A 14,485-nucleotide genomic window follows, 5' to 3' on the forward strand; every position below is an offset into this window, starting at 1 on the left:
GCAAGCGGACACTCCAGGACACGTCCTGGGAAACCTGGCCGTAACAACCGGGCACGGACAGTTCACGCGGGCGAAACCTCTCGCGCCGCCCCGTGAAACACCGCGCGCCAAAACTGCCTTCGCAGAACACCCAGGGCACGGGAGGACGATGTGCTGAACGCAGGAGACACCGCATGGGTACTGGCCAGCGCCGCGCTGGTCATGCTCATGACCCCAGGATTGGCGTTCTTCTACGGCGGCATGGTCCGCGCGAAGAGCGTCTTGAACATGCTGATGATGAACTTCATCGCGCTGGCCGTGGTGGGGGTGCTCTGGGCCCTGTACGGCTTCTCGATGTCGTTCGGCGACGACGCCTTCGGCGGCTTCGTCGGTAACTTCCACTTCGCGGGCTTGGAGAACACCTTCGGGAAGCTGGCCGGCTTCGCGGTCGCCGCCACCGACTCGGCACCCGCCGTGGCCTGGCCCGGCACGGACGCGCTGCCGGTGCTCGCGTTCGTCATGTTCCAGCTGATGTTCGCCATCATCACGCCCGCGCTGATCTCCGGCGCCATCGCCGACCGCGCGAAGTTCTGGGGCTGGACGCTGTTCGTCGTCATCTGGGTGACGGTCGTGTACTTCCCGGTCGCGCACTGGGTGTTCTCGTTCAACGGCTTCGTCGGCGAGAACGCGGTCGGCGGCTGGATCGCCAACAACCTCAAGGCACTCGACTTCGCCGGTGGTACCGCGGTCCACATCAACGCCGGTGCCGCGGGTCTCGCGCTGGCGATCGTGCTCGGCAAGCGCAAGGGCTGGCCGAAGGACACCGGCCGCCCGCACAACGTGCCGTTCGTCCTGCTCGGCGCGAGCCTGCTGTGGTTCGGCTGGTACGGCTTCAACGCCGGTTCGGCGCTGGCCGCCAACGACCTCGCGGCCGTCGCGTTCACCAACACGACCGTCGCCACCGCCGCCGCCGTTCTCGGCTGGCTGATCGTGGAGCAGCTCAAGTTCGGCAAGCCGACCACACTCGGTGCGGCGTCCGGCGCGGTCGCCGGTCTGGTCGCCATCACCCCGGCGTGTGGTTTCGTGAGCCCGCTCGGGGCCATCGCGATCGGCCTGATCGCCGGTGTCCTCTGCGCGCTGGCCATCTCGCTCAAGTTCAAGTTCGGCTTCGACGACTCGCTCGACGTCGTGGGCGTCCACCTGGTCGGCGGCATCGTCGGCACGCTGCTGATCGGTTTCTTCGGCACCACGAGCGTCAACGCGCTCGGTGCTGACGGTCTCTTCTACGGCGGCGGGTTCACCCAGCTGGGTCGTCAGGCGGCGGCCGCCGGTGCGGTGCTCGCGTACTCCTTCGTCCTGTCCTTCATCATCGGTTTCGCGATCAAGAAGGCGGGCGGCTTCCGCGTCAGCACCGAGGACGAGGTCACCGGTATCGACGAGGCTCAGCACGCGGAGAGCGCGTACGACTTCACCGGGTTGTCCGGCGGTGGCGCACCGTCCACCATCCCGGTCAAGACCGCCCCGGCCGCGAAACTCGAGGAGAGCAAGGCATGAAGCTCATCACGGCGATTGTGAAGCCGTTCACGCTGGACGACGTCCGCTCCGCGCTGGAGCAGCTGGGCGTGCTGGGCATGACGGTCAGCGAGGTCCAGGGTTACGGCCGCCAGAAGGGCCACACCGAGGTCTACCGCGGCGCCGAGTACTCGGTGGACTTCGTGGCCAAGCTGAAGATCGAGGTCGTCACCGACGACACCAATGTGGAGAAGGTCCTCGAGGCCATCACCACGGCCGCCCACACCGGCAAGATCGGCGACGGCAAGCTGTGGGTGACCCCGGTCGAGACGGTGATCCGCGTACGGACCGGCGAGCGCGGCACGGACGCTCTCTAGGGCGTCCGGGATGGCCGACGGGGGCGAACTGGTCAAGGCCACCGAGCGTTTGCTCGAGGGCAGGCACGGGAGGCTGGGGGCGTCCGCACTGCGGGCGGCCCTGGTCGACCTCTACGAGTTCTGGCTGGGCAGGGGAGCCTCGGCGGCCGGCGTCGACACCGCGGAACCGGGTGTCGCGCTGGTCGCCGTGGGCGGGCTCGGCCGCCGGGAGCTGGTGCCGTTCTCCGATCTCGACCTGGTGCTGGTGCACAACGGCAACAGCAACGTCGGGGAGATCGCGGACGCGCTCTGGTATCCCTTGTGGGACGCGAAAGTCGGGTTGGACCACTCGGTCCGCACACCCGGCGAAGCGCTGAAGGTCGCTTCGGAGGACCTTCGGACGGCAATGGGCTTGCTCGACGCCCGGCACCTTTCCGGGGACGCCGAACTGACCGGCCGCCTGGTTTCCGCGGCGCGCGACCAGTGGCGCCGCACGGCGCGCAAGCAGATCCCGGACATGACGGCGTCGGTCCGGCAGCGCTGGGCCCGCAGCGGCGAGATCGCGCAGTCCGCCGAACCCGACCTCAAGCACGGGCGGGGCGGGCTGCGGGACTTCGCCGTCCTGGAAGCACTGGCCGCGGCGCAGCTCACCGCGCGGCCCGGCGAAGAACTCCTGGCCGCCAAGGAGTTGCTGCTCGACGTCCGCACCGAGCTGCGTCGCGAGATCCGGCGCGAACGGGACGTCCTGTCCGCGCCGGAGGCCGAGCTGGTGGCCGCCGAGCTCGGCTTCGGCGACCGTTTCACATTGGCCCGCAAGCTTTCCGGTGCGGGCCGCACGATCGCGTACGCGCTGGACGTCGCGCTCCGGTCCACTGTGGAGCCGCCGAAGCAGCGCTTCGGACGGCGTCCGGCACGGACCCCGCTGGCCGAAAACGTCGTCCTGCACGGGAACGAGGTCGCGCTGGCTCGCGACGCCGTCCCGGCGAAGGACCCGGCGTTGCTGCTGCGGGTCGCCGCGGCGTCGGCGCGCACGGGCAAGCCCATCGCGCTCGGCACGCTCAAGGCGCTGGCGGAGTCGGCGCCGGAACTGCGGGCGCCGTGGCCACCCGAGGCGTTGAACGCCCTGGTGGAGCTGCTCGGCGCGGGGGAGGGCCTGGTCGACGCGGTCGAGTCGCTCGACCGGACCGGCCTGTGGGCCCGGCTGTTCCCCGAGTGGGGCGCGGTCCGCGACCTGCCGCCGCGCTCGCCGGTGCACCAGTGGACGGTCGACCGGCACCTCGTGCGCACCTGCGTCGAGGCCGCCAAGCTGACCACCACGGTGCCGCGGCCCGACCTGCTGCTGATCGGCGCGCTGCTGCACGACATCGGCAAGGGCCGCGACGCCGACCACTCGGAGCTGGGCGCCAAGATCTCCGCCCAGGTCGCGACGCGGCTCGGGCTGAGCCCGGCGGACGCGGCGACGGTGTCGGCGATGGTCCGCCACCACCTGCTGCTGCCGCACACCGCGACGCGCCGTGACATCAGCGAGCCGGACACGGTCTCGCGAGTGGTGAAGACCCTGGACGGCGACATCGTCCTGGTCGAGCTGCTGCACGCGCTGACCCAGGCCGACTCGCTGGCGACCGGTCCCGGCGTCTGGACGGACTGGAAGGCGCGGCTGCTCGCCGAGCTCGTCACGGGTTGCGAGGAAGTGTTGCGCGGCAAGGGATTCACCGCGCCCGAGCCGATGGACGGCGAACAGCGCGAGCTCGTCGCCCTGGCCGTGGCTTCGGGCACCGGCGAGATCCGGGTCAGCGCGCACGGCAAGGTCGTCACGGTGCTGCTGGCCGTCCCGGCCCGCGCGGAGCTGCTGGCGCCGGCCGCGGGTGTGCTGGCGCTGAACTCGATGGAGGTGCATTCGGCGGTCCTGCGCGGCCATGACGGCGGGCGCGCGGGTGTGTTCACGGCGTCCCCGAAGTTCGGTTCCCTGCCGGACCCGACGCTGCTGCGCGAGCAGTTCGCCCGCGCGGTCGCCGGCACCCTCCCGCTCACCCAGCGCCTGGCGGCGAAGGAACGCGACTACGGGTCGCCGGACGCGGCCCCGGTCGCGCCGAAGGTGCTCTGGTTCGACGACGAGACGAGCGGCCCCGACACGGTGGTCCTCGAGCTGCGCGCCGCCGACCGGATCGGCCTGCTGTTCCGGGTCGCGGGCGCCCTGCGCCGCTGCGACGCGGAGGTCCGCTGGGCGAAGGTCTCGACCCTGGGCGGTGCGGTGGTGGACTCGTTCGCGGTGACGCCTCGCAGCGGCCGCATCGAGCCGGGCTGGCGGCGCGAGGTGGAGCAGGCGATCCTGGCGGCGGCTTCCTGAGCGGACCCCGGCCGGCCGGCGCGACGTGACCGGGCCCGCGGTTCGGGTGACCCGACTCGCGGGCCCGCGTCAGATCGCCGGGCGAGCCGTGCCGGCGACGGTCGCGGAGGCCGTCCGGCCGGCCTCGGGCGGCCCGAACCAGCGGTGCAGTGCGTCTTCCAGGCCCGGGCCGCCGGACCACACCACGTAGCCGTCGGGCCGGACGAGCCGTGGCTCGGCGCCGGACCGCTGCTCGACCCGGCCGGACCACCCCTCCGGCAGCGTCGCACCGAGCAGCACCGCACGGCCGTCGGGTGCCGCCGGGACTTGCGCGCGGCCGGAGACCCCCGGGTACGTCACCCCGATGCCCGAAAGCTCCAGGGCGACGGCGTGGCGGGCCTCGGGGACGGCCAGCAGCCCCGTGACGACCTCGCGCACGGCGGCCGCGTCCGGGTCGGGCACGCCGAGTACCGCCTGGGCGCGGGTGCTGACCAGCACGCGGGCCGCGATCGGGTGGCGTTCGTCGTGGTAGCTGTCGATCAACGCGGAAGGCGCCGTGCCGCGGACCGCCGCGGCCAGCTTCCAGCCGAGGTTCGCCGCGTCCTGCAGACCGAGGTTGAGGCCCTGGCCGCCGACCGGGAGGTGGACGTGCGCGGCGTCGCCGGCGAACAGCACCCGGCCGTGGCGGTACCGCTCCAGCTGCCGGGCCGCGTCGCCGAAGCGCGACGCCCACAGCACCTCGCCGACGAGGATCCCCGGTCCGTGGGCGGCGGTCAGCGCCCGCTGCACCTCCTCGGCCGTGACCGGTTCACCGCGGCCGAGCCGCTGCTGCTCCTCGCCGAAGACGATCGTGCGGTAGCGGCCGCCCGACAGCGGGACCAGGTAGCCCGACGCGCCGGCCGGCAGTGCCCAGGCGTCGGCCAGGCCGGCGGGCTTGGCCGCCAGCAGGATGTCGGCGACGACCAGCGAGATCCGCGCCGGGCTGCCGGGGAACGCGACGTCCAGCAGCGTGCGCACCGTGCTGTGCCCGCCGTCGGCGGCGACGAGCCAGCCGGCCCGGTGCTCGCGTCCGCCCGCCGTGACGGTGACGCCGTCGTCGTCCTGCCGCACGGCGGTGACGGCCGCGTCGCGCAGCACCGGGGTGCGCAGCCGCGCCTCGATCGCCGCCGTGACGTGGGCCTGTTCGACGCCGAGCTGGTACGGGAAGCGCGTCGGCAGGTCGGTGTAGTCGATCGGAAGACCCGAGAAGTGCCCGGCAGGCAGCTTCGCCCGCACGTGCGGCTCGATCGCCGCGAGCAGGCCCCGGTCGGCCAGCACCTCGACCGACCGGGGCTGCAGGCCGAGGGCTTTCGACTGCGAGGTGGGCCGGGCGTCCCGTTCGAGGACCAGCACGTCGAGTCCGGCGCGCTCCAGCTCGAACGCGGTCAGCAGGCCGGTGGGCCCGGCGCCCGCGACCAGGACGTCAGGCATCGAGGTTCTCCTTGCGGAGGTACCAGACGTGCCAGACGATCAGCAGGGCCAGCGCGCCGAACCACGCCACGTTGGTGACCAGCGCGATCAGGTCGATCGGCAGCGTGTAGACGAGCACGATGTGCAGCACCGCGCCGGCCAGCAGCACCGCGCCCCAGGCGGCCGTGTTGATCCGCAGGCCACGCCGGAACCGGGCGTCGGTCTCCCAGCGGCCCGCCCACGCTTCCGCGCCCTCGGCACCGCGTTTGACCTCGGCGATCGTGCGCCCCAGCGTCAGCTGCGCCGGACGGCCGACGAACACCGAGACCAGCATCCACGCGCCGAACACCCCGCCCAGCGCCGCGGTCCAGCCTTCGCGGATCACCAGCGTGCGCGGGTCGTCCGAGAGCAGGCCCAGCACCACCGACAGCACCAGGACGCTCAGCGTGACCAGGGCGACGAGGTCGACCTTGCGGTTGCGCACGATCGTCCACACCACGTACGGCGCGGCCACCAGGACACCGGCCATCAGCGCCCACCACTGGCTCACGCCGGCGCCGCGCAGGCCGTAGAACAGCGCCATCGGCACGAGCACTTCGAACACCACGGTCAGCACGTTGGCGCGGACCAGCCGGCGCAGGCCGGCGTCGGGCACGGTCTTCTCTTCGATCATCATGCGGATCCCCCAGCGGATTCGGGTGCGGTCGCCCGCACGTAGAGGTCGGCGAGCTCACGGCCGATGCGCGTGAGCTCGGTGGGTGCCAGCCCGGCGGCGGCCGCCGTGGCGACGACGGCGTCGAGGCCGGAGGTGAAGGCGAGCGCCGTGGTCCGGGGGTCGAGCGGGCCGAACGCGCCCGCCGCCTGCCCGGTGCGGAAGTGCTCTTCGAACAGCGCGAGCCGCCCGTTCACGCCGGCGCTCTGCGAGCCGGCGTTCTTCACCAGGTCGATCAGCGCGCGGATTTCGGCCGGGTGCTCGCCGACGAGCTCGACGTTCGCTTCGACGAAGGCGCGCAGCTGCGCGACGTGCCCGACGGCGGCGTCGATGCGCGGCTGCATGAACGCCCCGGTGATCTCCTCGATCTCCGTGACGCACGCGGCGAGCAGATCGTCCTTGCCTGCGAAGTGGTAGCTGATCATGCCGGTGCTCGACAGGCCCGCCTGCTTCGCGATCCGGCTGAACGACGCCTTGGCGTAGCCGGCCTCGGCGATGACTTCGATCGCCGCCCGCACGATCTGCGCCCGCCTGCCGGACTCGGTGAACGTTCTTGCTCGCATGAGCAAAATTTAGCTCAGGCGAGCAAAAATGACAAGTTGCCTGGTCTAAGCCGAGAATTGGGGGTGTGCTTTAAGCCGTGGCGGTGCCGTCGACGACCTGGTTGCGGCCCGCGTCCTTGGCCCGGTACAGCGCCTTGTCCGCAGCCTGCAGCAGACGCTCGACGGCCGTCCCGCCGTCCGGGTAGGTCGCGACGCCGATCGACGCCGACAGGGCGTCGATCACGCGGAGGTGGCTGCCGTCCTCGTACTCCACTTTCAGCGACTCGATCGCCGACCGGACGCGCTCGGCCACCGCGAGCACCGCCGCCGGGCCGATGTCCGGCAGCAGGACCACGAACTCCTCGCCGCCGAACCGGCCGACCGAGTCGTAGTCGCGGACGGCGCTCTTGATCGTCGCCGCGACCGCGCGCAGCACCGTGTCGCCCGCCAGGTGGCCGTGCTGGTCGTTGATCAGCTTGAAGTAGTCGAGGTCGATCATCAGCACGCCGAACGTGCTGCGCGAGCTGCGCTGGGCGCGGGCCAGTTCGCGGGAAGCGAGCAGGTGCCACCCGGTCGTGTTGAACAGGCCGGTTTTCTCGTCGGTCGTCGCGGCGATCTCCAGCTGCTTGATCAGCACCGCCCGGTGCAGCACCAGCAGCGGCGGCACGATCGCGACGGCGAGCGCGGGCAGCGTCGCCAGCGTCAACGCCGTGAGCAGGCCCAGGCAGAGCGTCGCGACCTCGAGGAGGTTGTCGCCGAGGCCGCCGAAGAACGCCTTGATCGTGCGCTTCGTGATCGTCAGCGCCGGGACGATCGTGATCGCCGAGACCAGGAAGTACGTCACCGCGGCCAGCGCGATCGCCGTGATGCCGCGCCAGCCCGCCGTCAGCGCCGCGTACATGTCGCCGACGCCGAGCCGGGCGAGCACGAGCTCGGCCGAGTAGCAGGTGATGACGACCAGCGTGGCGTTCAGCGTGGTCCGGAACGGGGGGACGCGCTTCATCCGCGCGAGGCTGCGCGTCGCCAGGTGCAGGTAGAGGACGGCGATCAGGGCCGTGACGAGCGCGGGCGGGAGGAGCAGCACGCCGGCGAACGTCCAGACCGACGTCAGGTTGATGTGCGGGGTGTCGGACACCAGCCGCCGGACGCGCTCGATCTGCCGGCCGAGCTCCGCCTGCAGCACGCCGAGGGCGGCGAGGACGCCGAAGACGACGAGATCCCACCCGTGGACGGGCACCACGGCGGCGGTCCAGACGGTGGCGACGAGCGCCACGGACTCGACGAGGAAGCAGTAGAAGATCAGCGACCCGCGCTGCCGCCAGAGGGTCCAGTGAGCAGGGTTCAGCGCCCCACGGATCCGGCCCACGCGGGGTTCGGCCGGACGGGCGCCGTCCATACTCAAGGCGGGTGCAACTCCCCTGGGTGATCCGACGATCCGCGTCCACTTCACCACATCGGGCGACCTCGATCGACGATTGCCACACGTTCGGAGCAGCGAAGGGAGGTCGCCATGCGCAACCGCGAATCCTGAGCCGCTGCGGTCCACCGGAACGCCCGAGAGGAGATGCGCCGTGCGCAACCGCGAGTCGTGAACCAGTCGCCGTCCGCCCCTGCGCCCGAGAGGAGACGTGCCGTGCGCAACCGCGAGTCCTGACCCATGCCCGCCCGCACCCACGTCCGGAAGGAGACGCGCCATGCGCAACCGCGAGTCCTGAACCAGCGCCCGAACGAGCCCTACGCGCGAAAGGAGAGCCCCGTGCGTAACCGCGAGTCGTGAACCCATGCCCGCCCGCACCTACGTCCGGAAGGAGACGTGTCGTGCGCAACCGCGAGTCCTGAGCCCAAGCCCATCCGCCCCGCGCCCGGAAGGAGACGTGCTGTGCGCAACCGCGAGTCCTGACCACGCCGAACACCCGGTCCGTCCAGCAGGAGAGGGGAAACGTCACCATGCGCAACCGTGAGTCGTGAACGGCCGCCGGAAGAGCTCCGGCCTGCCCAGTACCCGCGGGCCCGGGTGGGGCCGCTCAGGCGGTCGCGCCGCCGTCGACCACCAGGTCGTGCCCCACGGTGAAGGCCGCTTCGTCCGAAGCCAGCCACAGCACCGCGGCGGCCACCTCGGCGGTGGCTCCCACCCGGCCCAGCGGGATCGCGTCCTTCAGCCGCGCGGCGCGGTCCGCGTCCGTCTCGCCGGGACGCAGCGACATGTCCGTGTCGGTCGCCCCCGGGCTGACCGCGTTGATGCGGACGCCGTCGGCGATGTGGTCGCGCGCCGCCGTGCGGGTCAGCACGCTGACCGCGGCCTTCGACGCCGCGTACGCCGCCATGTTCGGCAGCCGGCCGTGCGCACCGATGTTCGACGCCATGTTGACGATCTTGCCGCCGCCGTGCGCCCGCATGTGCGCGACCTCGTGCTTCAGGCACCGCCACAACCCGGTCACGTTCGTGGCCAGCACCGCCTCGAAAGCGTCCTCTTCGAGGTCGGCGACCGGGGCCGGCGACCCGAGGATGCCCGCGTTGTTGAACGCGACGTCCAGTGCGCCGTGTCGCGCGACGACCGTCTCGACCATCCGCGCCACGTCCGCCGAGTCGGTCACGTCGACCCTCACCGCACTCGCCGCGTCCCCGATCTCCTTGACCGCGGATGCGAGCCGCTGCTCGTCCCGGCCCGCGACGACCACCGTCGCGCCCTCGGCCGCGAACGCCTTCGCCGTCGCCAGCCCGATGCCCGAGCCGCCGCCGGTCACCAGGACGACCTTGCCCGCGAACCGTGCCCCCATGTCTGCCTTTCTTTCTGGTCTGATCAGTCTCGAATGAGTACGCGCATCGCCTGCGAGACGGCCGAGTGCAGCCGGCTAGCCGCGTCCGTGCCCTTGCCCAGGACGCGCAGCCCCTGGAGCACGGTGAGCAGGAACCGGGCCAGCGTCGCCGGGTCGCTGCCGTCCGGGAGTTCGCCCTGCGAGCGAGCGCGTTCGAGCGCCATCGTCAGCGCGACTTCGAGGGTGTCCCAGCTGCGCTCCACGATCCGGGCGACCGCCGGATCGCGGGGGAGCAGCTCGATCGCCGCGTTGACGACGAAACAGCCGATCGGCCCGTCCTCGCCGAGGATATCCGCCACATAACCGTCGAGAAGCCGCCGGACCGCGGCGACGCCCGGCCCCGGTTTCGACAGCTCGGACATGACCCGCGTGTCGGTCCGCTCGGCGTAGCGCTTCAGCGCCGTCACGTAGAAGTCGTGCTTCGTGCCGAAGGTCGCGTACAGGCTCGCCTTCGCGACGCCGAGGTGTGTGACGAGGTCGCTGACCGACGTCGCTTCGTAGCCTTGACGCCGGAAGAGCGCGAGCGCGGCGTCGCAGGCTTCGTCGACGTCGAACTCCTTGACCCTGGACATGATCGAACCCTAGCCGTATCCAGAACGATCGGTCAAATAAACCGGCCGCGGTGTGTCGCCTCCGATGACGGCTCGTGCGGTGGCACGATGGCTGACCTGACGGCCGGAGGGGGTGAGCGATGCAGGACCTCACGCTGCCGCCGACGGTCGTCGCCACCCACCTGCGCTCCTGCGCCGAAGAGCTCGCCGCGAGCCTGCGCTGCGGCGGCCCGGGCGCCACGACCACCGAGCTGACCGACGTCGTCGCGCACCTGGTCGCGGGCCAGGAAGCCATCTCTCACGCGCTCGCCGGACTCGCCGCCCGCGTCGAAGGCGGCACGAACGCGCTCGCCGCGGCCCCGCCCCTCGACGTCGAGGTCGTCACCGAGGTGCTCCGCGAGGCGGCGATCGCGGCCCGGTGCGCCGCCGAAGCGCTCGACGAGGTCACGCCGTCGTTCGAATGTGTGAGCGAATCCGTGGCGCCTGACACCCGTTTGTAGCTGTCGGGGCGCGCGGGCGCCTGTCTAGCCTGGGAGCTGCGGAGGTGGCTCGCATGCGCGCGATGTGGATGGGCACGATCGGGTTCGGCAGTTACGCCATTCCGGTGAAGGCGTACAGCGCGACCGAGGACCGCGAGATCCCGCTGCACCAGGTGCACGAGGCCGACGGCGGCCGCGTCCGGGTCAAGCGGGTGTGCGAGGTCGACGGTGCCGAGGTGCCGCCCGAGCAGATGGTCCGCGGGTACGTCGTGCCCGGCGGTGACGTCGTCCTACTGTCGGATCACGAGCTCGCGTCGCTCCCGATGCCCGGCCGCACGATCGCCATCCGCGGGTTCGCGCCGCTCGCCGACGTCGACCCGATCTGGTTCGCGAAGAGCTACTACCTCGAGCCGGAGCCGGCGGGCACGAAGCCGTACGTGCTGTTCAGCGAGGCCTTGCAGCAGTCGGGGCGGATCGCGCTGGTCACGGTCGCCCTGCGCCGCCGCGAGACGCTCGGCGCCCTGCGCGTGCGCGACCAGGTGATCGTGCTGGAGACGATGTTGTGGCCCGACGAGGTGCGCACGCCCGACTTCCCGTTCCGGCACGCCGACGTCGACATCCGGCCCGGTGAGCTGCGGCGCGCGGTGAACCTCGTCGAGGAGCTGACCGGCGAGTTCGACCCCGGCCGCTATCCCGACCGTTACCGCGAGGCGTTCCAGGCGTTGGTCCAGGCGAAGATCGACGGCGCGGAGGTCGTCCAGCCGACGGCCGCCGCGCAGGCGGAGGGCGTCACGCGGCTGCTGGCGGCCCTGCAGGAGTCGGCGTCCGAAGCCGAAGACGAGCGCACCGCGTCCGTCGCGAAGGCCAAGGCTGCGGCGTCGAGGGCGGCGAAGGCGCGCACGACGGCGAGGCGGGCCGCGGCCCGCAACCGCGCGAAGACGTCTTGAGTAGTACTACCCACGGGTAATTGAGGGTTCTCCCACTGCTGGCCGGGTGCCCGGCGCGGCAAACTTCGTTCTGCCAGCGGGTACCGGACCGCTGGTGAGGGGGAGGAAACCGGACGGCCCCTGGGGAGGTGAGCCGTCCGGGCACCAGGGTTCCGGGGCGGGCCGACGGAGGAGCGGCCCGTTCCCGGAACCCGTGCCGCACCGCGGGGAGGCGGAGCGGGAAGAGGGGATGGCCCGGAGCCGCCGTGGAGGGATCGAGGGGTCTCCGCGGCGGCTTTCAGGCGTCCGCGACCCGGAGCATCAGCTCCGAAGCCAGGCTCAGCAGCTGCCGCTCGGTCGGCGACAACGTCGACTCGATCGCGCCGGCCAGCCAGCGTTCCCGCCGGATGCTGTACTCGCGCAGCACGGCCAGCCCCGCCGGCGTGATGCTCACCAGCGAACGGCGCCCGTCCGCCGGATCCGGTGAGCGCGTCACCAGCTCGCGTTCGGTCACCCAGGCCAGGATCCGGGTCAGCGACTGCGGCTGCAGCCGCTCCGCCTCGGCCAGCTCGGTCGGCGTGTGCGTGCCCGCCCGGTAGAGCCTGCTCAGCACCGCCAGCACCGCCGGGCCCGGGCCGTTGAGGTCCCGCTCCGAGCGCATCCGCCAGTTCAGCCGTCCGACGCCCTCGCGGACCCGCCGGGCCAGCTCGGCCAGCTCGGGGTCCGCGCTGACCGGTGCTGCGACGTCGGGTTCGGGCTGCATGGCCCCCAGGTTACTGATCCGGCCCAAGGTAGGCCGACCTCCGCGCGGCACGTAACCGCTGCTACGAAGCCATTCGGCCGTGACTGTGGTCGGATCGGTAACGATCGGCTCAGTAGGCGGTTCCCCGCACCAGCCGGGCGTACCGCCCGTCGCGCGCCAGCAGCTCCGCGTGCGTGCCGCGTTCGACGATCCGGCCCTCGTGCAGCACCACGATCTGGTCGGCGTGCTCCACAGTGGACAGCCGGTGCGCGATCGTCAGCGTCGTGCGGCCCGCGGCGAGCCGGTCGAGCTCGGCCTGCACCGAGCGTTCGGTGCGGGTGTCCAGCGCGCTGGTCGCCTCGTCGAGGATGAGCACCGGCGGGTTGCGCAGCAGGATCCGGGCGATCGCCATCCGCTGCTTCTCGCCACCGGAGAAGCGGTAGCCGCGCTGGCCCACGACCGTGTCGTACCCGTCGGGCAGCCCGGCCAGGGTGTCGTGGATGTGCGCGGCCTTCGCCGCCGCCTCGATCTCCTCGTCGGTCGCGTCCGGTTTCGCGAAGCGCAGGTTCTCGCGGACGGTGTCGTGGAACAGGTAGGTCTCCTGCGACACCATCCCGACGCCCGCCGCGAGCGAGGCCAGCGTGACGTCGCGGATGTCGGTGCCGTCGATCTCCACGGACCCGTCGCTCACCTCGTACAGCCGCGCCACCAGGTACGCGAGCGTCGTCTTGCCCGAGCCGGTCGAGCCGACCAGCGCCGTCGTGGTCCCGGCCGGGACGTCGAGGTCGATGTCGTGCAGCGTCAGCGGGCCTTCGTCGTCGTAGCGGAAGGAGACACCGCGCATCGAGACGTCCCCATGCCGGACGTCCAGCGTGCCCGCGCCCGGCTTGTCGCTGATCTCCACCGGCAGGTCGAGGACCTCGAAGATGCGCCCGAACAGCGCCTTCGACGTCGCCACGTTCTGCCCGATCGTCTGCATCGCGCTGGCCGGCGCGACCAGGCGGTTGAGCATGCTGGTGAACGCCACGACCGTGCCGAGCGAGATCGGCGACGCGCCGCCCGCCAGCGCCAGCCCGGCGATCCAGTAGACCAGCGCCGGGATCACGGTCAGGCTCATCGCCCGCGACGCGAGCTGCCAGCGTCCGGCCAGTGCCGCCGCGCGTTCCAGCGACGCGATCTCCCGCGACTCCGCGCCGAACCGCTCGCGCATCGCCCGTTCGTTGCCCATGGTCTTGGCGAGCAGCACGCCGGTGACCGACAGGGACTCCTCGACCATCGTGGTCAGCCGGGCCATCCGCCGGGTCCGGCCGCGGGCCAGCGTCCGCCGCTTCTTGCCGAGCCGCAGCGTGAACAGCAGGAACAGCGGGACGACGATCAGCGAGAGCGCCGCGAGCTGCCAGTCGAGCGCGAACAGCGCCGCGGTGATGGCGATCGTCGTGGTCGCGTTCTGCACCATCGACCCGGCGGTCGTGGTGATGACGTTGTCGACACCGCCGATGTCGTTGAACACCCGCGAGAGCACTTCGCCGCTCTTCGTCCGGGTGAAGAAGCCCAGTGACATCCGCTGCAGGTGGCCGTAGACGGTGACGCGCAGCTCGTTCATCACCCGCTGGCCGATGGTGTTGGACAGCCCGGTCGTGGCGACGCCGAGGGAGCCGCTGCCGACCGCGCAGGCGATCATCCCCGCCGCCAGGACGCTGATCAGGAGCGTGTCGCGGTGCGGCAGCGCGTCGTCGAGGATCTCCCGCAGCAGGAACGGCGAGACGACGCCGAGGCCGGCCTGCAGCACGATCAGCGAGAACAGCGCGGCGAGGGGCCCGCGGTGCGGGCGGAACAGGCCGGCGATCCGCCGGAGGGGGACCGGCTCGTCGGTGTCGGCGGCCGGTTCGGCGAGCGACGGCCGGGGTCTGGTCGCGGAAGTCATACACGCATGTTTACCTATTGCGGCGATAGTCGCCAGTGAATTTCCGCAATTAAAGGCGACTTTACCTCAGTCTCGCCCGTGAAGTGGTAAATCTATGTGTACTAATTGCGTGCGCGAACTTCGCGTACCCGTGAGGTGGGGGAGCCGGAGCGACTACCCTCGGGAGGGCCG

At 71.7% G+C, this 14,485-nt stretch carries 13 protein-coding genes; 5 read left to right on the plus strand and 8 right to left on the minus strand.

What is annotated here, in order from left to right; genetic code table 11:
- Positions 1-150 precede the first annotated feature (150 nt).
- The 3 genes from AA23TX_RS25120 to AA23TX_RS25130 are packed head-to-tail and all read left to right on the plus strand — an operon-like array spanning position 151 to position 4,194.
- Complete coding sequence (locus tag AA23TX_RS25120; protein WP_196425523.1) at positions 151-1,533, plus strand: ammonium transporter; 1,383 nt, start codon at positions 151-153, stop codon at positions 1,531-1,533.
- Positions 1,530-1,868, plus strand: a complete 339-nt coding sequence (locus tag AA23TX_RS25125; RefSeq protein WP_086855863.1) for a P-II family nitrogen regulator — start codon at positions 1,530-1,532, stop codon at positions 1,866-1,868. Before AA23TX_RS25120 ends, AA23TX_RS25125 begins: the two co-directional genes overlap by 4 nt.
- A 10-nt stretch (positions 1,869-1,878) precedes the next feature.
- Complete coding sequence (locus AA23TX_RS25130; RefSeq protein WP_155545303.1) at positions 1,879-4,194, plus strand: [protein-PII] uridylyltransferase; 2,316 nt, start codon at positions 1,879-1,881, stop codon at positions 4,192-4,194.
- Positions 4,195-4,263: 69 nt separating this feature from the next.
- Here AA23TX_RS25130 and AA23TX_RS25135 read toward each other — a convergent pair whose 3' ends face one another.
- From AA23TX_RS25135 to AA23TX_RS25160, 6 genes are all read right to left on the minus strand, one after another.
- Complete coding sequence (locus AA23TX_RS25135; protein WP_155545304.1) at positions 4,264-5,643, minus strand: FAD-dependent oxidoreductase; 1,380 nt, start codon at positions 5,641-5,643, stop codon at positions 4,264-4,266.
- Positions 5,636-6,298 carry a VC0807 family protein gene (locus AA23TX_RS25140; protein WP_155545305.1) on the minus strand — a complete coding sequence of 221 codons (663 nt, stop codon included), beginning with the start codon at positions 6,296-6,298 and terminating at the stop codon, positions 5,636-5,638. The genes AA23TX_RS25135 and AA23TX_RS25140 overlap by 8 nt, the downstream gene beginning before the upstream one ends.
- Positions 6,295-6,897 carry a TetR/AcrR family transcriptional regulator gene (locus tag AA23TX_RS25145; protein WP_196425524.1) on the minus strand — a complete coding sequence of 201 codons (603 nt, stop codon included), beginning with the start codon at positions 6,895-6,897 and terminating at the stop codon, positions 6,295-6,297. Before AA23TX_RS25145 ends, AA23TX_RS25140 begins: the two co-directional genes overlap by 4 nt.
- Positions 6,898-6,967: 70 nt before the next feature.
- Positions 6,968-8,272 (minus strand): GGDEF domain-containing protein, encoded by a 1,305-nt coding sequence (locus tag AA23TX_RS25150; RefSeq protein ID WP_155547289.1) that lies wholly within the window; start codon positions 8,270-8,272, stop codon positions 6,968-6,970.
- Positions 8,273-8,900: 628 nt separating this feature from the next.
- On the minus strand, positions 8,901-9,653 hold the full coding sequence (locus AA23TX_RS25155) for a glucose 1-dehydrogenase (protein ID WP_155545307.1): 753 nt from the start codon (positions 9,651-9,653) through the stop codon (positions 8,901-8,903).
- A gap of 23 nt (positions 9,654-9,676) precedes the next feature.
- Complete coding sequence (locus tag AA23TX_RS25160) at positions 9,677-10,264, minus strand: TetR/AcrR family transcriptional regulator (protein WP_155545308.1); 588 nt, start codon at positions 10,262-10,264, stop codon at positions 9,677-9,679.
- Between the two features lie 119 nt (positions 10,265-10,383).
- Here AA23TX_RS25160 and AA23TX_RS25165 point away from each other — a divergent pair, with 119 nt between their 5' ends.
- Complete coding sequence (locus AA23TX_RS25165; protein ID WP_155545309.1) at positions 10,384-10,743, plus strand: hypothetical protein; 360 nt, start codon at positions 10,384-10,386, stop codon at positions 10,741-10,743.
- Between the two features lie 53 nt (positions 10,744-10,796).
- Positions 10,797-11,669: a non-homologous end joining protein Ku gene (ku, locus tag AA23TX_RS25170; RefSeq protein ID WP_196425525.1), complete on the plus strand. Its 873-nt coding sequence runs from the start codon at positions 10,797-10,799 to the stop codon at positions 11,667-11,669.
- 277 nt (positions 11,670-11,946) lie between these two features.
- On the opposite strand, the gene AA23TX_RS25175 is transcribed toward ku, so the two are convergent.
- A complete protein-coding gene (locus AA23TX_RS25175) occupies positions 11,947-12,411 on the minus strand; it encodes a MarR family winged helix-turn-helix transcriptional regulator (protein ID WP_155545310.1) in 465 nt (154 codons plus the stop codon).
- Positions 12,412-12,520: 109 nt separating this feature from the next.
- A complete protein-coding gene (locus AA23TX_RS25180; protein WP_155545311.1) occupies positions 12,521-14,314 on the minus strand; it encodes an ABC transporter ATP-binding protein in 1,794 nt (597 codons plus the stop codon).
- Between the last annotated feature and the right edge of the window lie 171 nt (positions 14,315-14,485).

The sequence above is a fragment of the Amycolatopsis camponoti genome, from assembly GCF_902497555.1.
Classification (GTDB): Bacteria; Actinomycetota; Actinomycetes; order Mycobacteriales; family Pseudonocardiaceae; genus Amycolatopsis; species Amycolatopsis camponoti.